The following is a 21,661-nucleotide window of genomic DNA, read 5'->3' as shown; positions in this document are numbered from 1 at the left end:
TTCTAATTACCCCCTATGTTATAATCGCGCATTTTTTCTGGCAATCTGCTGTAGAGGATCCCAAACACCATTGAATGGAGGCGCGTAGGCTAAATCTAAATCTAGTAAATCTGGTAACGTCATTTTATTGTATAAGGCTGTCGCAAACACATCGATCCGTTTATCAACACCTGCCGGACCAATAATTTGTACACCTAAAAGCTGTTGATCTCGTTTACGAACAACAATTTTAATAAACATCCGTTGGGCACCTGGATAATATCCTGCAATATGACGCGCAGACAATTTAAATGCCTCATATTCAAAACCTAGCTCTTTAGCATTGCGCTCATTAATACCAGTCGTGGCAATCGTTAAATTGAAAAACTTTAAGATCGAAGTACCTACAATCCCACGAAACGGCGCAAACTTGCCCGACATATTGAGTCCCGCTAAACGACCTTGCTTATTAGCTGTCGTTCCAAGAGGTATATAATCTAAACGTTCTTTCACAATATTAAAATGCGTTGCACAATCGCCCGCAGCATAAATATTTTCAACAGATGTCTCTAAATGTCGATTGACGATGACTGCACCATTTTTAGCTAGTGCTATGCCTGTTCCCTCTAAAAATTGTGTATTCGGTTTAATTCCCACAGCCATAATGACTAAATCCGTATCATATGTGCCATTGTCCGTCATCACACGCTCAACACGGTGATTCCCCTCAAACGCCTCTACTTTTGTATTTAGCACAAGTTCGATATCATTCTTTTTCGCTTCCTCATGAACATGTTGTGCAAGTTCTTCATCTAGAATCCTAGCTACATAGCTACCTCGTTGAATTAATCTCACTTTTTTGCCGCAAGCATGAATCGTCTCAGCCATCTCTAGTCCAATATAGCCTGCACCTATAATTGTTACATTTTCTATATCTGGCGTTAAATCGGCTAGTAAATCATCTAGCTGAGGTATTGTTTTCACCGTGTGTATCCCAGTTAAATCTGAGCCCTTTTCCACTGGCATAATAGGATCCGCGCCTGTTGCAATCAGTAGCTTATCATAAGGAATTTCAAATGATTCCCCAGACGACTGTGTTCCAAAAACAAGCTTCTTGTCTACATCAATTCCGTTAACCTCATGACCAACACGAGCATCAATACCGTACTTATCACGAAACGTTTCTACATCTCTTGCTATAAGACGCTTTGTCGATGAAATACGCCCATCTACAACATAGGGCAAGCCACACTGCCCATATGAATAAATAAATCCACGTTCTACAGATGTAATCTCTGCTCCTGGTACATTTCGATAAATTTCCATTGCTGCTGACATTCCGGCAGCATCTCCTCCGATAATTACGTATTTCATCCAACAATCCCCCTTATTTTTTTCTCGTTGCTAGTAAGCCTGCATAATAGTCCATATAAAAACGGCGTTTACCTCCACTTACAATGACACGTATTACATGAATAGCAATGACCATCGTTAGAACAAAATTCGCAATAAAGGCTAGCAATGTAATGACAATTTGCAGTACATAAAATGGTGAATCCATATCTAATTGAACATGGCCAAAAGTTGTTATCATTTGCGAAGTACATACTACTACGAGAATAGCAACACAACGGCGCCAAGATTGACTTATGATACTTTTGCCGTTTTCACTGACCATTGTAAAACGCATAAACTTCATCCCTAATGTTGCCCCATTTGTAAAGCTTGGAACAACACCAAATAGCAACATATACAAAGCAATTTTTACTAAAAATTCGAACATATCACTATAACCTGTTACGACACCCACGAAGAACAAAATGAACTGTGCGATAATCAAATCCATTGCTAGTGCTAACAAAATAGATAATGGCTTGACGATATCTTTTTCGACCATTTCTGCTGCCTTAGCCGCTACCTCTTCATGCGAAGGAAACAGCGCCCACACAACAGGAGCTAAAAAGAATCCTAATAGTGCACCAACACTGTTAAGCATTAAATCATCCACATCAAAGATTCGATACGCACAATTAAAGATGCCATAAATTCCCGTAAATTGGGTTACCTCATAAAACAATGTTAGCAAAAAGCTATATAAAAATGCACGCTTCCAGTACTCTCTTTTTTTAAGAAAATAACGCAAATATACACCAAAAGGCATGAGCAGTAAGAAATTATAGAATGCCTGGTAAAAAGCAGGTTGCTTCGGTATATACACCCACGTTGATGGATTCGTCAGAACAATCCCACTATCCTTTAAAATATCAGTGACAAATTGAAAAGGATGTAAATTATAATGGACTGTATCTGCAGCTTGTAGAGAGCAAGTATCTCGTGTTTCTGGGAAAGGCAATAAGACTAAACATAAAGCCGATAAGAAGTAAAAAATAAATGAGAACGTAATAATCGTTTTGGATACAGATAAGTAGCCATATTTCCGATACGTATAAATTAGCCAAGGTACAAATAGCACAAAGGATGCGAAAATTGTTATTAAAAAAGCTACCATTATTGAATGTGTATAAACTGACATAGAACACCTCTTCGTTTAAAAATCGGCTCTTCACCATAGGGTTGATTTCCGTTCCGGCTGGGCGCTTTCCTAGGCGCGGTGTGTCCGATGAGCCGCGTTAGTGATAAACTTAAAAATAATCTTAAACTTAGTTTAGCACTTGAACACAACACGAATATTTCACCAATCTTAAATAATTCTTAATTAGCTATTATTGATGTAAAGTAAAATTCCGCATAGACTCCCAGGAGACAAACAAGAGTACACCAATGTACCTCGTGCCTGACTACGGAAAGAAAAGCGGAATTTTATCAAAGGAAAAAATATTAATTTTTGTTGGAAAGGCTTTTACACGAGCATACTATGCTTTTGCAATTTCCTCTTTGCAAAATGCTAAAATCTCTTCTAGCTCTTCATCCTCTAATGCAAAATCTAAATACTCACCTTTAGCTTTTTCTAGGATGAAGTAATTTAAAATAAATGGCTCTTCACCTTTTTCAGCAATTAGTACACGAAGCTCAATTCCTGCTTCATGATAAAGCTCATCTTCTTCATCAATATCTACATCTAAAATAAATTCATAACGCTTACCTTCAATAATGTTTGTTGGATCTAAAATTTCTTCCATTGAGAATTGTGTAATTTCCATTGTATGATCTCCTTTTAGTTAACCTGTTCTTTTATATATTAAATCAAATTCAGCATGGGTCAACTAGAAAACTCGTATACACTTGAAAGTAATTATGCCAAAATGAAAATAAAATAATTGAGAGATGTGATTCTCTTAAGGATACTTTACATAAAGGAGGAGGCTAATTCTTGAAAGAACTACTATATTATCAAGACGTTATGCTACGTGAATTTAATGCAACAGTTGTCAATAAAGGAACCGATATAGATGGCCGTAACTACGTGGTGCTATCAAATACTGCATTTTATCCAACAGGAGGCGGACAACCTCATGATACAGGTACTTTAAATGATATCGAGGTCATCGATGTTGAGAAAATTAATGATGAAATTCGTCATTATATTCAAGGCGACTTTTCAAATTTAGCTGGAGAAGTGCATGGTAAATTGAATTGGCAACGACGCTTCGATCATATGCAGCAGCATGCAGGTCAGCATATTTTAACAGCGGCTTTTGTCGAGCTTTTTGATGCACCAACTGTTAGCTTCCATTTAGGTAGTGAGCAGGTCACAATTGATATTGCCGTAGATGCCCTAACGGAAGAACAGCTTGTGGCCGCGGAAGCCCGTGCCAATGAAATTATTCTAGAGAATCTTCCAATTGAAACGCAATGGATTACAGAAAAAGAACTTGAGAACTATAGCCTTCGTAAAGAGGTAGCCGTCACAGGAGATATTCGACTTGTTATTATTCCTGATTTTGATTACAACGGTTGTGGCGGTACCCACCCAACATCCACAGGACAAGTATGTGCGATAAAAATCCTTGGCACTGAAAAAATGAAAGGCAATATTCGTGTCTCTTTTGTCTGTGGTCATCGAATTTTAGCGGAGCTTGCCATGCGAAAGAAAGTATTAGCTGACGTTGCAAGACAATTGAGTGTACCTGAAGTGGAAGCAGCTACAGCACTTACAAAAGTCTTAACAACACAGAAAAATACAGAAAAAGCACTCGTGGTAGCAAAAGAGGAGCTACTAAATTATGAAGCAAAAGCGCTAGTTTCTAGTAAAGAACGTATTATTACTGCAGCCTTTACTAAGCGTACTATGCAAGAGCTTCAAAAATTAGCAAGAACTACTGTCGCTGAGCAGACAGAAGCGATCGTTTTACTCGTTTCAGAAAATGAAGACAAGCTTCAGTTTGTCGCAGCACGTGGTGCAAAAGTTGAGAAAAGTATGAAGGACATTGCTGCAAAAGCATTGCCACTCGTTAACGGGAAAGGCGGTGGCAGTGATCAGATGGTACAAGGCGGTGGCGAGCGTATTATTTCTGCTGAGCAACTATTTGAAGCCATGCAAGAAGTACTTAAATAACTAACCTTTTCGATGATAGGAGCTCCCCATTACTTGGGAAGCTCCTTTATTCATTTATGCACATCATCACTTGCTGAACATTCTATTGCCGCTGTCTCCCCCATCGATGATTATCCACAGACATTTGCTCAGCTGTAGTAATCGATCTCTTAGTAGCTTTCGTTTATCCACACGTTACCCACAATTAACGCACAACTTATCCACAATCTATCTCGATTACATCAAATCGATTCCCCAGTTGGATTAAATTAAAAATTTTTCCAGGTATACCTGATTATAATTTACTTTTTTTGCTGATTATAAAAAATAGAATAGTTTCTATACATTTTGAGGGGAGGATTTCTATGAGTCCTGAAAAAGATATTTCACGTCGTAATTTTTTAAAAACAACAGGGATCGCGGCAGGTACATTAGTCGGCGGTGGATTAATAGGTGGTCTTGTAGGCTATAACATGCCTGGTAAAGGAACTGCCACGCTAGAGCATGGTCAGCATGGAACTGCTACTGAAGAGACTGGCTCGCCAAAAGCCAAAATGTTTTTTATGAATCAAAGAGATTTTAATATTTTAGCAAATGCTACTGAACGTATTTTCCCTGAGGACGATTTAGGTCCAGGGGCAAAGGGCTTAGATGTACCTTACTTTATCGACCATCAGTTAGCAGGGCAATATGGCAGTAATTCTAAAGAATATATGCATGGACCATTCGGTGAGGGTGCTCCAACACAAGGTTATCAGAGTCGGTTAACGCGTGCAGAAATTTTTAAGCAAGGTGTTCAAAGGTTAGAGTCGGAAGCACAGAATCGCTATAAAAAGAGCTTCAATGATATAGATGCTAAGCAAATGGATGAAATTTTAACTACCTTCCAGAAAGGCGACGTACAAATGAGTGGCGTCACATCTGCTTTCTTCTTTACTTTATTACGTGCAGCTACATTAGAAGGTGCTTATTCTGACCCAATATATGGTGGAAACCGTAATATGGATGGCTGGCGCATGAAAGGCTTCCCTGGTCATCAAATGGCGTATATTACGCAAATCGAAGAACCGAAATTCCAAAAAATTGAGCCTAATTCATTAGGTAGCCACTAATAGGGGGTTAGAAAATGGCAAAAACATTACCTGGTGTAGACGTTGTAACAGTCGGGGTAGGTTGGACCGGCGGCATTGTCGCTGCAGAATGCTCGAAGGCAGGCTTAAAGGTCGTTGGTTTAGAGCGCGGACAAAAGCGCGGCACAGAAGATTATATGACGATCCACGACGAGTATCGTTATGCAATTCGTTACGATATAATGCAAAACCTTTCTAAGGAAACAGTAAGCTTCCGTAATAATCGCAATATGAAAGCATTGCCTATGCGTCAGCTTGGTTCCTTTTTACTTGGAGAAGGGCTTGGTGGCTCTGGGACACATTGGAACGGTATGACGTATCGCTTTTTACCATATGATTTTCAAATTAAAACATTAACAGACAAACGTTATGGTGCGAATAAACTTGGACCTGAATATTTATTACAGGATTGGGGATTAACATACGATGAACTTGAGCCCTATTTCGATAAATTCGAAAAAACGGCAGGTATTTCCGGAGATGATAAAAATCCATTTAGCGGAAAACGTTCAAATCCTTATCCGACTGGGCCTATGAAAATGACACCAATGCTTACGCAATTTGAAACAGCTGCAAAAAAATTAAAATTATCACCTTACATGGTACCTTCTGCAAACGTATCAGAAGTTTATAAGAATCCTGACGGTGAAACGATAAACGCTTGTCAATATTGCGGCTTCTGCGAGCGCTTCGGCTGTGAATATGGCGCCAAATCATCTGCAGAGATTACTGTTGTTCCTACTGCATTAAAAACAGGTAATTTTGACTTACGCTATAATTCCAATGTTGTTGAAATCTTAAAGAAGGGCAATAAAGTAACTGGTGTCCGATACATCGATACGATATCTGGTGAAGAATTTATTCAACCAGCAAACGCTGTTGTACTTACTAGTTATGTCTTTAATAATGCCAAACTATTGATGGTCTCTAACATTGGAGAACGATATGATCCGGCTACTGGAAAAGGGACACTTGGAAGAAACTATTGCTATCAAATACTACCTGGAGCAGCAGGTTTCTTCGATGAGCAGTATAACACCTTTATGGGTGCAGGTTCACTCGGTGTGAGTTTAGATGACTATAATGGTGATAATTTCGACCATAGTGACTTAGATTTTATTCACGGTGGAAATATAGCTCTAACACAAACAGGTGCACGCCCTATCGGCTCGAACCCAACACCTCCTGATACGCCAACATGGGGATCAGAATTTAAAAAGCAATCTATTCATTACTATACACGCTCATTCGGGATTGGTGCACAAGGTGCTTCGATGCCACATAAAGAAAATTATTTGTCTCTTGATTCTACTTATAAGGATGCTTACGGCTTACCTCTAATGCAGTTGACGTACAACTTTACGGATCAGGATCGTGCACTTCATAAATATATTTCAGCACGTGCAGCTGACATTATGAAAGAAATGGGCGCCAAAATTGTTGTCCCCAACGCTGAAATCACTGATTACAATATTGTACCGTATCAAACAACCCATAATACAGGCGGAACAGTTATGAGCTTAAAGCCAGAGGATGGCGTTGTGAATAACTACATGCAGCATTGGAATGTAGAAAATCTTTTTGCTGTGAGTGCCGGAAACTTCTCACACAATAGTGGCTATAACCCAACAGGTACTTTAGGGGCGCTAGCCTACCGCTGTGCAGAGGGTGTTGTGAAATATAGCAAATCAGGCGGTTCCTTAGTATAACTTCTTTTAGCGGGTGTTTGGACACCCGCTGAAATAGAAGAACTCAGTCTAAGAACACCACGTCCTGTGGCAATTTATCTGTGCGAAAGCGAAGCGACAGCAACACGGTTTTATCTGTGCGAAAGCGAAGCGACAGCAACAATTATGCCGCGGCACAATTGATATAATAAACATTTTATTAAAAGGAGGCAAGACTATGGGAGGTCTTGGAGCAATTGGATTACCTGGGTTAATCATCATTTTAGTCATTGTTTTAATCGTGTTTGGTCCGAAAAAATTGCCTGAAATCGGAGGCGCAGTCGGTAAAACATTTGCAGAGTTTAAAAAGTCCACGAAGGGGCTTATTGATGATGAGGATGATCCAGCGAAAAAAGAAGAAAAAAAATCTGACGTTTCGTAGGAGGTTGTCCTATGGATCCATATGAAGAAGGAAAAAGAAAATATTTAAGTCCACTTGATAAGAAAGAAGCTGAGCCTCTCACCCCTGTGGAGGCTTTTGTTGAAGTTCCAGTAGAGACAATTGAACAGGATGTGGTAGCTGATGAACCACTTTTCCCAATTGCATCATTACTTGAACATCTTACTGAACTGCGTAAACAAATTATTAAAGGGCTATTCGTATTTATTTTATTTTTTATTATTGTATTCTCTACCATTAATATTTGGTTTCCTTATGTAACACGAGGACATTCACTAATTATTTTAGGGCCATTAGAGGTTGTCAAATTTTATATGACGATTTCCACAACACTAGCATTCGGGCTATCTATGCCATTTTTAGTTCATTTTTTGTGGAGCTTCGTAAAGCCAGGTTTAAAAGAAGAAGAAAGCCGCTTCCTCGGTCTTTATGCACCTGTCATGCTTATACTCTTTTTATCAGGCGTAGCTTTCGGTTATTTTATTGTTAATCCACTCAGCTACTCATTTTTAGTAAGTGTAGGAGCAACTAATTTTGATGTTATGGTATCCGCAAATGAATACATGCATTTTTTAGTGATGACAACCGTACCACTTGGACTACTCTTTGAATTACCAATCGTAGCCCTCTTTTTATCGTCCATTGGTATATTAACGGCTGAATCCATGAAAAAAATACGAGGCTGGTCTTATATCGGGATGGGCGTTGGTTCTGCTTTGATTACCCCACCAGATTTTATTAGTCAGCTACTCATCTTAATTCCAATGATTATTTTATATGAAATAAGTATCTATCTTGTTAAGCGTATAGAGCGTAAACAAATAGAAAGCACTGCGTAGCAATGACGCAGTGCTTATTTTTTCTTTAATTCCATGACAACAATTTCTGGTGGATTAAAAATTCGCATAGGTACTGAACTATTACCTAATCCTCGACTAACGGCCATCGTTGTTGTTCCTTCTTCATAAAGACCAGCCGTATATTTCGGAAATATTCCCTGTCCTCGGGCGTAAAGACCGCCAATACCAGGAATACGAACCTGTCCGCCATGTGCATGTCCTGCAAATACTAAATCAATTCCAAATTCCACATACGTATTAAACACTTCTGGTCGATGTGCTAGTAAAATCGTTAGAACATTCGGTTGAACATTTTTTGTCGCTATCTTTAGCATTTCTTTCGTTGTTCTACCCGATAACGGATCTTCTATGCCAACAATCGCCAAGCGCTCCCCGTCGCGCTCAATGACGGTCGATTCATTGGACAATATATGTACTCCTAACGATGATAGCTCCTCATAAATTACATTCACTTTATTCGTCGCTACTTCATGGTTTCCTAGTACATAATAGACATCCGCTAATTTAACTAATCCTCTAACAGCCTGTAAGCTTCGCTCCAATTCATAGCGATTACTATCAACTAAATCACCTGTAATAAAAATCAGGTCAGGATTTGTTGTCTTCACCTTTGCTATGAGTTTCTCTTGATGTTCGCCGAAGAGAGCATCTTGTAAATCTGATATTTGCGTAATGCGTAGCCCATCAAAGCTGGCAGGCACTTTTTCTGACTCGAATTCATACTTGCTTACAACCAGCCAGTGATTGTTTACGTACAAAAAAATGACTATAAAAACAAGAAAAAAAGCTACATATAATAATTTTTTCAATCGCAATCGCTCACCCTAGGCTACTTATTCATCAAATCAATCCTGAATGAAGATAAAATCTGACCCTCCTATTATAAGCATAAAACAAAGTAATTGTAAGCACATACACATAAAATCATTAGATTACATATAAAGAGTATCCCAAAAACGTTACATTTAAAGGGGTCCCTCTAAATAGAGAATAAAAGTCATAAGTGATAAAATTCATTAAAAATTATGAATAGGTGGTGCTTTATTTGTTAAAAAATACAACTATAGTATCTTTTGCTTTAGTACTCCTCTTTTTTTGTACCAGATGTTCTAATAATGCCCAAAAAATTATATTGGATATAGCCGATGAAAAAGGAAATTATAAAGAACGTATAGAAATCCTAGATAAAGACCAAGTTTCAATCGTAAATAAAATTCTTAATAACGCTAAATGGAAAGAAGAAAATGAGGCATCATTTGGGTTATTAAAGTATAGAATTTCTTTTGCTTTTATAGATTCCAATAAAGAGGTTAAGTCTTCTTACTATTTAATTTATTTATATTCAAATGAACAATTAATTTTTGTAGAGAATGATGCGAAATATACTAAATTATCAATAGAAGATTCGAAAAAATTATTTGATATACTACCAAGCGAAACTTGAAGAGGATCGATAAGGAGACTACAGCAGCAAATATCCACACACCAGTCATACAGGCAAAAGAATTACCAATTGATAAACAAACATAGCCGTGGAAAGATATAGAGATCCCGAAGAGATAAAACAAAATGAATACCTCATCAAAAAACAAAAAACGCGTTTAGACACTCCTTTCAGAAAGTCTAAATGCGTTTCATCGTTTATAATACTTTCTCTAAAAAATCTTTCGCACGCTGTGTAGATGGTGATGTGAAAAACTCTTCTGGTGATGCATCCTCAATTAACTTTCCGCCATCAAGGAATATTATACGGTCAGCTACCTCACGGGCAAAGCCCATCTCATGCGTTACGATTAACATCGTCATCCCAGTATCAGCAAGATTTTTCATAACAGCTAATACCTCTTTTACCATTTCAGGGTCAAGAGCTGAAGTAGGCTCATCAAATAAAATTACTTTCGGATCCATTGCAAGTGCTCGAGCAATGGCAACACGTTGCTTCTGCCCTCCTGATAGACGGCTTGGATATTCATTGCGCTTTTCAAATAGGCCTACCTTCGTTAGTAAATCTTCAGCCTTTTTGATCGCAGCTGCCTTATCCATTCCCTTCACATTAATCGGTGCGTATGTTAAATTTTCAAGTACCGTTTTATGAGGGAAAAGATGAAAATGCTGAAATACCATGCCGACTTCTTCACGGATTTTCATAATGTTCGTCCCTTTGTCCGTTAGAACGTCGCCAGCAATTGTAATCTTTCCGCTCGTTGGTTCTTCTAATAAATTTAAACAGCGCAGGAATGTTGATTTACCAGATCCTGATGGTCCAATAATAGCAATTACTTCTTGTTCTTTAATTTCTGTTGAAATACCTTTTAGTACTTCATTTTTTCCATATGATTTGTGTAAATCTTCAATTTTAATCACTTTTTCTCATTCCTTTCTCGATTCGTTTACCAAGGAACGTTAATACAAGTGTCATAATGTAATAGATTATACCTGCAAATAGTAAAGGCTCAAGATAGCGATATGTTGCTCCACCTACAATGTAAGCACGGCGCATAATATCAAGTGCACTAATAACCGTAACAACAGCTGTTTCTTTATTTAATGTAATAAACTCATTCACTAAAGATGGTAAAATATTTTTTATTGCTTGTGGGATAATAATATCCTTCATCATTTTTGCATATGGAATACCAAGTGCTTGTGCCGCTTCCATCTGTCCTTTATCTACCGCATTAATACCAGCGCGAATAATTTCAGAAATGTAAGCACCTGAGTTTAACCCAAATGCAATAATAGCCGTTGGAACTGGGTCAATTTGAATATCTAATAACTGTGGCACTGCATAGTAAATAATCATTAATTGTAGTACGAGCGGTGTGCCACGGAAGATCGATGTATAAAAATCTGCAAACCAACGCAAAACTTTCACTTTACCAATTTTGCATAACGCTAGTAATATACCAACTATAAAACCGATGATTGATGCACCGATTGCAATTTGAAGTGTAACACCTATCCCTTTTAATATGTAAGGGATAGAGGGAATGATTGCTGTAAAATCTAAATTCACAGTGCCCCCTCCTTTCTTGTGCTCTTTTTAAGAAATGAAAGTATAAGCGATAGCTCGAATAGAGCTATCGCAGTTCAACTTGCTTATTTAACTTTTAACCATTTATCTTCTAGCTCTTTAATTTTACCTTCATCAGCTAATTCTTTTAATGCTTTGTTAATTTTATCTTTAAGATCGCTACCTTTTTGAACAGCAATTGCCTTAAAGTCTTCAGGTTGCTCTTTTACTGGGAACGCTTCTAGTTTATCGTTCGTATCAAGGTAACCTTTTGCTACACCACTTTCTACAATCCCTGCATCTAAACGCTTAGACATCATGTCTTGAACAATTTCAGGAATTCGTGTACGTCCTTCAACTGTTGCATCTACTTCTTTAGCAATTTTGTTGCCTAATTTTTCTTGGATAGAAGCGTTTTGAACACCGATTTTTTTACCAACTAAATCAGCTTCTTTTTTAATTCCACTATCCTTTTTCACGATAAACACTTGCTCTGTTTGATTGTATTTATCAGAGAAATCTACAACTTTCTCACGTTCTTTATCAGGTGACATACCAGAAATAACAACATCCACTTTACCCGATTGTAGAGCTGGTACTAGACTATTAAAGTCAATATCTTGAACTTGCATTTCTGCACCAATCTTGTCACCAACTAATTTAATTAAATCAATATCAAAACCAATAATATCTTCACCCTTTGCAGCGTCAACATACTCAAATGGTGCATAATCAGATGAAGTACCTACTTTTAAAACTTGCTTTTCTTCTGTGCCTTCGCTTGCATTTGATTTTTTATCGCTTGCCTTATCATCTTTTGCGCCACATGCTGCTAATACGCCAATTACTAGAACAAGCATTAGCATGAAAATTTTGTTTTTCATATTCACGATCCCCTTTTTTTATGTTTTATTATCTATGAAAATCTAAGTTCTTGAAAATAATCAAATGGATATTTATTCACTTTAGAGAATAAAAAATCTATCTGCTAATAAGATATACCCTTTTGAAATAATAATCAAGCAAAACTAAAAATTTTCCGATAAAACATTATACACTTAATTTTCTGATAAATCAATCTACTTAGATTCCTCAGAAAAAATAAGCTCATCATTATAACGTATGGTTGATTTTCGTTCCGGCTGGGCCCTTTCCTTGGGGCGTCCGACGAGCCCCAAGGAGTCACCGCGCCTCCACTACAATCAACTTATGCATGGCGTACCAATACAATCTCCAACTTTTGGTAATGAATATATTTAAGCAGTTTTATTCAACAAAAGACCTCCCAAAATGGAGGTCAGCCACTTATTTTATTTTTCATCTGCAAAAAGCTTTTCCTTCAACTCATCCTCCCCGGACCCTTCCGCTAAAGGTACACGAGAGCGATACGCTGCACGACATATTAAATGCCCCGCTACAGGAGCTGTAACAAAAACAAAGCCAATTCCTAAAATTAAACGTACACTAACATACCCATCATGCACCCAAAAGTAAATAAATGCGCCTAATAGACATGTTAAGACCGATAATGTCGAACTTTTCGTTGCAGCATGTGAACGCGTGTATACGTCGGGTAAACGAATCATCCCAAATGCGCTAATAACACTGACAATGGAGCCAATCAATATAAGGATAACTGCCGCCCATTCAATCATTTGATTTACGTTCAACAATCACACCTCTTTCAATATATTTCGTAAACGCAATCGTGCCGATAAAAGCTAAAATACCCAATATTAAAATAGCTTCTAAATATGCCTTTGTTTTCAATATAATGGAGACGATAGCGATTGCTGAAAGTAAATTAACACCTATTGTATCAAGTGCTATGGCACGGTCGGGCAACGAAGGACCTCGAATCACACGAAACAGCGACAACGCAATCGATACACTGAATAATGCAAGAGCCAAAAGTAAAATTTTATCAATCATTAACGTGTCACCTCCATGATTGCTTGTTCAAATTTCCCTATTGAACGAATGACAGCTTCTTTCGATTGTTCAATATCCATTGCATGAATATAAAACAGATCTCCCTCTTCAGAAACTTCCATCACGACTGAACCTGGAGTCAGGGTGAGCAACAACGCAAGAGCTGTTATTTCCCAATCTCCTTTAAGCGCTGTTTTATACGTAAATATTCCAGGAGTAATAGTGAGCTTCGGCGTAGTAATTTGTCTTAATACGCTGTAACTCGATAATAGTAGCTCCCAATTAAAGAGCCATAATAATTTAATGATTGAGAACACACGTCTTAAATAAAATTGTGTGCCGTAAAAGCGGTGCATCGCATATAAGATCCCTATTCCGACGACAAACCCCATTAAAAATGTCGAAAACTGCGGTATAACTTCATCCTGTAACAAGAGCCAAAGTGTTGCGATAAATAAATTCAAGATAAATTGCATCGCCATTATTTATTCACCTCACCTTGCCATGTTGTGCCATCCAGCACTGCATCGATATAGATCGATGGCGTATAGAGCGTCTTTGCTGCATCTGTTACATACGGAGCCATCCATTCAGCTCCAATTCCTAAAGCAATTGTACAAGCTACCAACAATGTTAATGGTAAGACCATACGCTTTGGTAACGGCTTTTCATCCTCTAGACTAATAATCGTTTCACCAAAGAATGAGGAGAGAAATATTCGTAATAGTGAATACAAAACAATTAAACTAGATAAAAACCCTAGCCCTAGTAGAACAAAATTGCCTCCTTCAATAGCTCCTTGTCCAATTAAAACCTTACCTAAAAAGCCGCTCAATGGTGGTATCCCAGCAAGGGAACACATGACAATAAAGAATAACCAGCCAAATAGAGGGTAATTTCGAATAAGCCCACTCATTTTATCAATAACCGTTTCACCGGTAACATACATCATCATGCCAACTGCTAAAAACAGCATGGCCTTAGCTACCATATCGTGCATCAAATAGTATGTTACGCCCTGTAAGGCAGACTCCGTACCGATCGCTAGACCAGCTACTATAAAGCCAACACCAATAAGGACGTTATAAGCGGCAATTGTTCTTACATCTCGCCCTGCTAGTGCTCCCATACATCCAGCAATAATCGTTACTCCCGCCATAATTCCTAGCACCATATGAGTCACTTCAGTATTATTTGGGAAAAGTAATGTAAAAGTGCGGACGAGTGCATAAATTCCAACCTTTGTTAATAATGCTGCAAAAAGTGCTGCTATAGCTGTTGGAGGTACACTGTATGAGCCTGGAAGCCAGAAGAATAATAATAGGCCAGCCTTCAAGCTAAAGACAATTAAGAAAATCAGAGCCACAGTCGTGATCAGTGGGTCAGCTCCTAGCTCCATCACGCGGACAGAAATATGTGCCATATTCAACGTTCCAACGGTTCCATATAAAAAAGCTAGTGCCACTAGGAAAATCCAAGAGGCAACAATATTAATAAGGACATATTTTAATGCCTCTCGCAGCTGAACTTTCTCTCCACCTAAACTAATGAGCGCATAAGAAGCAAGTAACATCACCTCAAAGCACACAAACAAGTTAAAAATATCCCCTGTTAGAAATGAGCCATTCACACCCGCTACCATAAGTAGGACAAACGGGTAAAAATACATCTTTTCAAAGTTCTTACCGATTGTAAAAATGGCATATAACAGACAAATGGCTGCGACAATATTCGCCACTAATACAAGAAGCATTGCGAACGAATCAGCAACAAATAAAATGCCGAATGGTGGTGCCCAGCCACTAAAATCAATACGCATTACACCTTGTTTCTGAATCTCTTGTAATAAAATGACACTAATAAGGACAACAAAGCTTAATGTCAATAAACTAATGATTCGCTGTAAAAAAACATTGTCACGTAAAAACACAAGTAAAATGGCCGTAATAACCGGCACAATTAATGGTAAAACAATCATATTACTCATCCGGCGTACCTCTCAATTCATCAAAATTCGCCGAACCGTTCGTTTTATAAGCTCGGTAACCGAGAACAAGCACGAACGCCGTCACCGCAAAGCTAATCACGATTGCCGTTAAAATTAATGCTTGCGGCAGAGCGTCTGTGTAAGGACCTTCAGATTCCTCTAAAAGTGGTACATTCCCCTTCTTCAGTCCACCCATCGTTAAAATCAGTAAATGTGCCGCATGTGATAAGACCGCCGTTCCTAAAATCACACGTAATAACTGTTTCGAGAGGATTAAGTACGTCGCAACAGCTACTAATACACCAACTAACACTAGTATTAAAGACTCCATTGGCTACTCATCCTCACTTATACTTAGAATAATTGTGACTACAACACCTACTACCGTTAAAGCCACACCTGCCTCGAAAATGGTTACAGTAGAAAAGCCCATCTTCCCGAAGATCGGTACATTTATATAACTATGTGTCTGCGTTAAAAACGGAACATCAAAAAATAATGAGCCGATTGCTGTGCCGGTCGCCAGTAATACGCCAAGCGCTGCAACTTTTTTAAAATCAAATGGCATCCCTTTATGCACTGTTTCAATGTCATACGCTAAATACAGTAGAACAATGCCAGAGGCTAGCACGAGACCACCTATAAAACCTCCACCCGGCGCATGATGCCCTGCAAAGAATAGATAAATACCAAGAGTTAAAATAATGAAGACGACTGTCTTTGTGACCGTACGTAAAATAACGTCATTTATTTTCATGATCCGCTTCCTCCTTTCGTGGCTTTAGCTTCGTTAATGTATACACCCCTAAGCCAGCAATCAGAAGAACGACAACTTCTAGCATCGTATCAAATGCACGGAAATCGCCTAATATGGTGTTGACGATATTTGAACCACCCGCCAGCTCGTAGGAATCATTGAAGTAAGTAGCTACTGGCTCAAAGTGATCGAAATGGACAACTGCTAAGCCTACTAATGTAACTGTTGCGCCAACGAAAATGGAGATAATCACCTTAGACCATTGCATTTTTTTGCGAGAGGCTTCAGGCATTAAATCAGGTAAATATTTAAAGCATAGAAGGAATAAAGCAGTTGTCACAGATTCAACGACTAATTGGGTTAATGCTAAATCAGGAGCACGGAAAATTACAAAGAAAAATGCGATTGAATAGCCAAGTACGCCATTCAACAACATGGCTGTTACGCGGCCTTTAGCAAAAATCATCCACACTGCAGCGAACATCATCACAAACACTAAAATGAGCTCATAAGTCTCAATTGTGGAATCTTTCGCAAAATTAAATGCAATAGCATCAGACCAAATAAAATATCCTGCAATTAGCGCAACAAAAAATACATAGATATAGACAAAATAATGCGTTAAATTACCTGTCATATAACGATTAGTAAGCTTCGCAGAACTATTTTCACTAAACTCAATCATACGATTGTAATACGTATTAAACGTATATCTTTGCGGGAATATCCGATACAAAGGCTTCCAGCTTTTTAACGTTTTAAATAAGATGATCCCCATAATAATGACACCAAAAGTCATTAACAATTCTGTATTAATGCCATGCCAAGCATGAATATGTGGTGTTAATTCACTAGTTGTTGGGAATGTTGGATAAATACTTGCCATAGCAGGCTCTAAAATATAATGCCCTAGCACGTTTGGGAAGAAGAAAATCCCAACTACAAAGACGCACAGAATGATTGGCGAAAATAGCATACCTAACGGAGCTTCATGCGGTTTTTTATCCAACTTATCTAGCTGTAATTTTCCGAAAAACGTTCGACTGATCAAAATCATACAGTAAACAAATGTAAAGATACTTGCTATCCATGCCATTATTGGAAAGAGCAGTCCTAAATCAGCAATTGAAAATGCCTCTACATTGCGAATCGCTAGTACCGCTGTGAAAAACATTTCTTTACTTAAGAAGCCATTAAATGGAGGTAAACCGGCCATAGAAAATCCGCCAATGACTGCAATTGTAAAAGTTACCGGCATTATGGCCATTAATCCCCCAAGACGGCGAATATCACGTGTGCCTGCCTCATGATCGACAATACCGACCATCATGAATAGCGCACCTTTAAACGTGGAGTGATTAATAAGATGGAACAATGCCGCAAAGCTTGCCTGCGTATAAAGAACAGTATCTGCAGCATAACCGTAATAATGGCCTACTGATCCTAGCCCAAATAAACTCATAATCAATCCAAGCTGACTAATCGTTGAAAAGGCCAGCAATGCCTTTAAATCGGTTTGACGCACGGCATTAAATGAACCCCAGAACATCGTTATAAGGCCAATAACACTTACTAGCCAGAACCAAACAGCCTCTCCCCCAAATACTGGAGAAAAACGTGCGACTAAATATATACCGGCCTTTACCATTGTTGCTGAGTGTAAGTAAGCACTAACAGGTGTTGGCGCCTCCATTGCATCTGGTAACCAAATATGGAAAGGAAACTGCGCAGATTTTGTAAATGCACCGATTAGAATAAGGATTAACGCTGGGATAAACAGTGTATGATCTCGTATAACGCCTACATTAGCTACGATTTCACGGATACTAAATGTATCCGAAGCTACATAGAGCATCAAAAAGCCTGCTAACATTGAAAGGCCACCAAAAACGGTAATTGTCATAGCTTTCCTTGCACCAGCACGAGATGCTTTTCGATGATGCCAAAATGCAATTAACAGGAAAGATGACACACTTGTTAACTCCCAAAATGTGTATAAAACCATTAAATTATCTGAAAAGACGACGCCAAGCATAGCGCCCATGAATAGTAATAAATAGCAGTAAAAATGGTGAAGAGATTCTTTCGCTGATAAATAAAAAATAGAATATAAAATGACTAAACTACCTACACCCGTAATCAGCAAGCCAAAAATCATACTGAGTCCGTCGAGATAAGTTGTGAAATTTATATTAAAAGAGGGAATCCACTCATATGTATGAATAAACGTTTTACCCTCGGCAATTTGAGGAATGTAGCGCGCGAGTAAAAGAAACAAAATGAATGGAACGGATAAAACAAACCAGCCAAGATGTGCAACACGCCTTAGTCGCCTATAAAGTAGTGGAATAAGTGCAGCACAGACAATTGGTAAAAGAATCGCAAAGAGAACTGTAACCAAGTGAAAACCTCCTACTAACAATTTCGTTCAGCAACTGTTTGATATGGTGCGAAAAGCTGTGGATATGAGAAAACAACCGATAATAAAGTATTCCCAAATCTACTGAAGTTACTACTGTTTTATACTGTGCTTCACACACAAAAATCTATAACAATTGCTGGAGATCATTTGAAAAACTCACTGAAGATGAATAAAGCTAACTAACATATTAGAAATTCTCTTGAAATTTGATTCATGTAATAAAGTGTGTACTCCTTGAATTGGAAAGTAAGTGGTATGTGTTGAAGTGTCATCAATGATTTAATGAAAAGATCTAGTTCATTCAACATTCAGCACATATTTTATGCAGGATTTTGGTGATTACACTGCATAAAACCAGGGGATTTTTTCAGGCTATGAGCTTTATTTACTGAGAAGCCTGAATAGCCAATAGCGTATTGCCTTAGAGTGTTTTAGAAAATGGCATGACTTTTGGAAAGATTATATGTACACACTATCCATGTCACTATGGCGTACCAAGTCACTTGACTAACTATTTATCTAACTGCATAATAGTGTGGCATATAGAAGCAATTGGTTCAAATGCACGAAATGCATAATTCAAATAACTGTAAAGAATAGAGATATCCCTGTTTCCACAAGGTTTTCTCAATATATTATCATTAACTTTTATACGCTTTTTAGTATACAATATAAATGAGCATAATGCACTGTATCAGTATCGATTTTTGCTGTTTTAGACTAATTTTCTCAAAACCGACTGTAGAAATGACAAAATAACGACAAGATTAAGAGGTGTTAATTTTTATGAAGCATGTAAAAGGGCGTTTAGACGAAAGTATATTAGTTTGTGTCTACTATGGGCTTAATGGTGAGCGATTAATACGACGTGGTCATAAAATGGCTACAATGTTAGATTGTCCGCTCTATATTCTTTCGGTCGATTCGCAACCCCTTGATGCATTTGATGCAGAGAAATCTAGCTACATTGAGCAATGGAAAAAGTTATCTGATGAGCTTGAAATTGAAGAGTTCATATTACAAGATAATGAAAAGCGTCCCATACAAAAAGTTATTGCAGAAGTGGCAAAAAATTATGGGATTTCTCAAATTATCGTAGGTCAAAGTGCACAAAGTCGCTGGGAAGAGATTACAAAGGGTTCCTTCCTAAACGTTTTATTAAAAGAGGTTCCTTTTGTTGATTTTCATATCGTAGCTGTCCAACGTCCAACTGACGATGATGCGAACGATACATATGAAAAAGGTGTGCGTGCTTATTTAATCCAAGATCATGAAGACTTTAAAGTAGCATTTACATGTCCTAAATATGTATCCATTGAAGGTATATTCTTCAAAGAGATTGGTACTGACTTTGATAATGGTATTTTTAAATTCACTTACAATGATAAAATGCATGAAGTTCACATATCAGAGGGCTATATACTAGATAAGGAAAAACTTCCATCTGAATTTTTATCACCATTAAGTCAATAATAAAAACGCGTTCCCTTGAGAACGCGTTTTAGCTTATCTATAAAATAATGAATATAAATTAAAGTGTAGCATTAATCAAAAGTTGATTTTCACTCCGAGTTGGCGCTTTCCGCGGGCTTGGAGGAAAATAGACTGTTTTCGATGCTCCTCTCAAAAATCACCATACAGCTTTATGCAATTAGGAGTAGCATTTTTATCTTTCACTCTTACCTGACCGTTACACCGCTGAAGCCGGTTTATCTTTAGGTAAGAAAAATGCTACTAGTAATAATAATGGTAGCAAAGATACAACCATCATCGTAAAATCAATACCCCTATGATCCATTAATACACCAATGACCATCGCACCGATTGCACCCATTCCGAAAGCAAAACCAGTTGTTAAACCAGCCATTGTACCAATTTTTGTCGGGACAAGCTCCTGTGCATAGACAACTGTTACCGAGAAGCTAATCATAATAAGTGTACCGATAATCACTAAAAATATCATTGCTGCCCATAACGGTACATAAGGCAATGCTAAACAAAATGGCATCGGTACAACAACAGACAGTATAATAACGTTTTTTCTACCAATTCGATCTGATAATGAACCTCCGAAAAATGTGCCCACGACGCCAAAGGCCATAAAGGTGAAAATTAAAATTTGTCCAAGGCGAAGACTAACACCATAATGATCCATTAAATAAAATACATAAAAACTTGTAATATTAGTTGTATAAAATGATCTCGCAAAAATAATAGTAAATAGTAACGTCAACGCAATGCCTACTTGTTTCTTTGTTAATGGGGGCAAATTAGAAACTAATACTCGCTTTTTCTTTGCTATACGTTCTTGCTCCAACTGCTTTTTATACCACTTTGCAATTTTACTTAATAGCAGAATACCAATTGCTGCCACTACTAAGACAATTGCGGCACCATGTTGTCCAAAAATAGCAAAAATATAAGCACTAATTAGTGGTGCGAGCGCTTGTCCCGAATTACCTCCAACTTGATAAATCGATTGAGCAAGTCCTCTTTTTGAGCCTGCTGCCATAAATGAAACACGTGAACCCTCAGGATGGAAAATAGCTGAGCCAAACCCTAAAAATAATACTGCAATAATAATTATCCAATATTGTGATGTGAACGCTATAATAGCAATGCCTATGAATGAGCTTGCCATACCAATCGGTAGTGCGTAAGGCATCGGCTTTTTATCGCTAGCAAAACCAACAATTGGCTGTAATGCAGAAGCAAACATATTTAATGCGAACGAAATAAGACCTATTTGTGTGAAAGTTAGCCCTAAATCACTCTTCAATATCGGGAACATCGCTGGAATAACTGCTTGCATCGTATCATTGATAAGATGGGCAACAGCTATTGCAATCATAATCGGATAAACTGGATTATTTAAATTTTCTATTTTCTTATTCATGTCGCCACCTACTTTCCAATTTTATTCAATCTCCATTTATAAGAGATCGTCGCATACTATTAA

The 21,661-nt window shown here is 37.9% G+C and carries 22 protein-coding genes; 7 read left to right on the top strand and 15 right to left on the bottom strand.

Annotation, left to right across the window (positions count from 1 at the left end):
* Positions 1-18: 18 nt before the first annotated feature.
* From ABH966_RS14785 to ABH966_RS14775, 3 genes are all read right to left on the bottom strand, one after another.
* Positions 19-1,353, bottom strand: a complete 1,335-nt coding sequence (locus ABH966_RS14785; protein ID WP_370079614.1) for an FAD-dependent oxidoreductase — start codon at positions 1,351-1,353, stop codon at positions 19-21.
* A gap of 13 nt (positions 1,354-1,366) precedes the next feature.
* Positions 1,367-2,512 carry a VanZ family protein gene (locus tag ABH966_RS14780; RefSeq protein WP_370079612.1) on the bottom strand — a complete coding sequence of 382 codons (1,146 nt, stop codon included), beginning with the start codon at positions 2,510-2,512 and terminating at the stop codon, positions 1,367-1,369.
* Positions 2,513-2,852: 340 nt separating this feature from the next.
* Positions 2,853-3,140 carry a DUF6509 family protein gene (locus ABH966_RS14775; RefSeq protein ID WP_370045435.1) on the bottom strand — a complete coding sequence of 96 codons (288 nt, stop codon included), beginning with the start codon at positions 3,138-3,140 and terminating at the stop codon, positions 2,853-2,855.
* 170 nt (positions 3,141-3,310) lie between these two features.
* On the opposite strand from ABH966_RS14775, the gene ABH966_RS14770 reads away from it, so the two are divergent.
* The 5 genes from ABH966_RS14770 (at position 3,311) to tatC (ending at position 8,570) form a co-directional block, all read left to right on the top strand.
* A complete protein-coding gene (locus ABH966_RS14770; RefSeq protein ID WP_370079610.1) occupies positions 3,311-4,495 on the top strand; it encodes an alanyl-tRNA editing protein in 1,185 nt (394 codons plus the stop codon).
* Between the two features lie 344 nt (positions 4,496-4,839).
* Positions 4,840-5,586 (top strand): gluconate 2-dehydrogenase subunit 3 family protein, encoded by a 747-nt coding sequence (locus ABH966_RS14765; RefSeq protein ID WP_370079608.1) that lies wholly within the window; start codon positions 4,840-4,842, stop codon positions 5,584-5,586.
* Positions 5,587-5,600: 14 nt separating this feature from the next.
* Positions 5,601-7,313, top strand: coding sequence for a GMC family oxidoreductase (locus ABH966_RS14760; RefSeq protein ID WP_370079606.1), 1,713 nt, complete (start codon positions 5,601-5,603; stop codon positions 7,311-7,313).
* Positions 7,314-7,509: 196 nt separating this feature from the next.
* The gene (gene tatA / locus ABH966_RS14755) at positions 7,510-7,713 is read left to right on the top strand and encodes a twin-arginine translocase TatA/TatE family subunit (RefSeq protein ID WP_370079604.1); all 204 of its coding nucleotides are present in this window, start codon (positions 7,510-7,512) and stop codon (positions 7,711-7,713) included.
* 11 nt (positions 7,714-7,724) lie between these two features.
* Entirely contained in the window at positions 7,725-8,570 is an 846-nt protein-coding gene (gene tatC, locus ABH966_RS14750) for a twin-arginine translocase subunit TatC (RefSeq protein ID WP_370079602.1), read from the top strand.
* Between the two features lie 14 nt (positions 8,571-8,584).
* On the opposite strand, the gene ABH966_RS14745 is transcribed toward tatC, so the two are convergent.
* Positions 8,585-9,400: a metallophosphoesterase gene (locus tag ABH966_RS14745; protein WP_370079600.1), complete on the bottom strand. Its 816-nt coding sequence runs from the start codon at positions 9,398-9,400 to the stop codon at positions 8,585-8,587.
* A gap of 236 nt (positions 9,401-9,636) precedes the next feature.
* Here ABH966_RS14745 and ABH966_RS14740 point away from each other — a divergent pair, with 236 nt between their 5' ends.
* Positions 9,637-10,035 (top strand): hypothetical protein, encoded by a 399-nt coding sequence (locus ABH966_RS14740; protein WP_370079598.1) that lies wholly within the window; start codon positions 9,637-9,639, stop codon positions 10,033-10,035.
* 197 nt (positions 10,036-10,232) lie between these two features.
* Here ABH966_RS14740 and ABH966_RS14735 read toward each other — a convergent pair whose 3' ends face one another.
* The 10 genes from ABH966_RS14735 to ABH966_RS14690 form a co-directional block, all read right to left on the bottom strand.
* A complete protein-coding gene (locus ABH966_RS14735; protein ID WP_370079596.1) occupies positions 10,233-10,955 on the bottom strand; it encodes an amino acid ABC transporter ATP-binding protein in 723 nt (240 codons plus the stop codon).
* The gene (locus ABH966_RS14730; protein WP_370079594.1) at positions 10,948-11,607 is read right to left on the bottom strand and encodes an amino acid ABC transporter permease; all 660 of its coding nucleotides are present in this window, start codon (positions 11,605-11,607) and stop codon (positions 10,948-10,950) included. The genes ABH966_RS14735 and ABH966_RS14730 overlap by 8 nt, the downstream gene beginning before the upstream one ends.
* Before the next feature lie 83 nt (positions 11,608-11,690).
* Positions 11,691-12,488, bottom strand: a complete 798-nt coding sequence (locus ABH966_RS14725) for a transporter substrate-binding domain-containing protein (protein WP_370079592.1) — start codon at positions 12,486-12,488, stop codon at positions 11,691-11,693.
* A 426-nt stretch (positions 12,489-12,914) separates the two neighbouring features.
* A complete protein-coding gene (locus tag ABH966_RS14720; RefSeq protein ID WP_079562765.1) occupies positions 12,915-13,274 on the bottom strand; it encodes a Na+/H+ antiporter subunit G in 360 nt (119 codons plus the stop codon).
* Complete coding sequence (locus ABH966_RS14715) at positions 13,252-13,536, bottom strand: Na(+)/H(+) antiporter subunit F1 (protein WP_079562764.1); 285 nt, start codon at positions 13,534-13,536, stop codon at positions 13,252-13,254. Before ABH966_RS14715 ends, ABH966_RS14720 begins: the two co-directional genes overlap by 23 nt.
* Positions 13,536-14,018, bottom strand: a complete 483-nt coding sequence (locus ABH966_RS14710; RefSeq protein ID WP_370079589.1) for a Na+/H+ antiporter subunit E — start codon at positions 14,016-14,018, stop codon at positions 13,536-13,538. The genes ABH966_RS14715 and ABH966_RS14710 overlap by 1 nt, the downstream gene beginning before the upstream one ends.
* Positions 14,018-15,523, bottom strand: a complete 1,506-nt coding sequence (locus ABH966_RS14705; RefSeq protein ID WP_370079587.1) for a Na+/H+ antiporter subunit D — start codon at positions 15,521-15,523, stop codon at positions 14,018-14,020. Before ABH966_RS14705 ends, ABH966_RS14710 begins: the two co-directional genes overlap by 1 nt.
* Positions 15,516-15,854, bottom strand: coding sequence for a Na(+)/H(+) antiporter subunit C (locus ABH966_RS14700; protein ID WP_079562761.1), 339 nt, complete (start codon positions 15,852-15,854; stop codon positions 15,516-15,518). The genes ABH966_RS14705 and ABH966_RS14700 overlap by 8 nt, the downstream gene beginning before the upstream one ends.
* A 3-nt stretch (positions 15,855-15,857) precedes the next feature.
* Positions 15,858-16,280 carry a Na(+)/H(+) antiporter subunit B gene (locus tag ABH966_RS14695; RefSeq protein ID WP_349661496.1) on the bottom strand — a complete coding sequence of 141 codons (423 nt, stop codon included), beginning with the start codon at positions 16,278-16,280 and terminating at the stop codon, positions 15,858-15,860.
* Positions 16,267-18,681 carry a Na+/H+ antiporter subunit A gene (locus ABH966_RS14690; RefSeq protein ID WP_370079585.1) on the bottom strand — a complete coding sequence of 805 codons (2,415 nt, stop codon included), beginning with the start codon at positions 18,679-18,681 and terminating at the stop codon, positions 16,267-16,269. Before ABH966_RS14690 ends, ABH966_RS14695 begins: the two co-directional genes overlap by 14 nt.
* An 807-nt stretch (positions 18,682-19,488) precedes the next feature.
* Between ABH966_RS14690 and ABH966_RS14685 the strand changes: the two genes are divergently transcribed.
* On the top strand, positions 19,489-20,175 hold the full coding sequence (locus ABH966_RS14685) for a histidine kinase (protein WP_370079583.1): 687 nt from the start codon (positions 19,489-19,491) through the stop codon (positions 20,173-20,175).
* 217 nt (positions 20,176-20,392) lie between these two features.
* Here ABH966_RS14685 and ABH966_RS14680 read toward each other — a convergent pair whose 3' ends face one another.
* Positions 20,393-21,598: an MFS transporter gene (locus ABH966_RS14680; RefSeq protein ID WP_370079581.1), complete on the bottom strand. Its 1,206-nt coding sequence runs from the start codon at positions 21,596-21,598 to the stop codon at positions 20,393-20,395.
* Between the last annotated feature and the right edge of the window lie 63 nt (positions 21,599-21,661).

Source organism: Lysinibacillus sp. RC46, from assembly GCF_041262385.1.
GTDB lineage: Bacteria > Bacillota > Bacilli > Bacillales_A > Planococcaceae > Lysinibacillus.
This window is presented reverse-complemented; position numbering and strand designations above follow the sequence as displayed.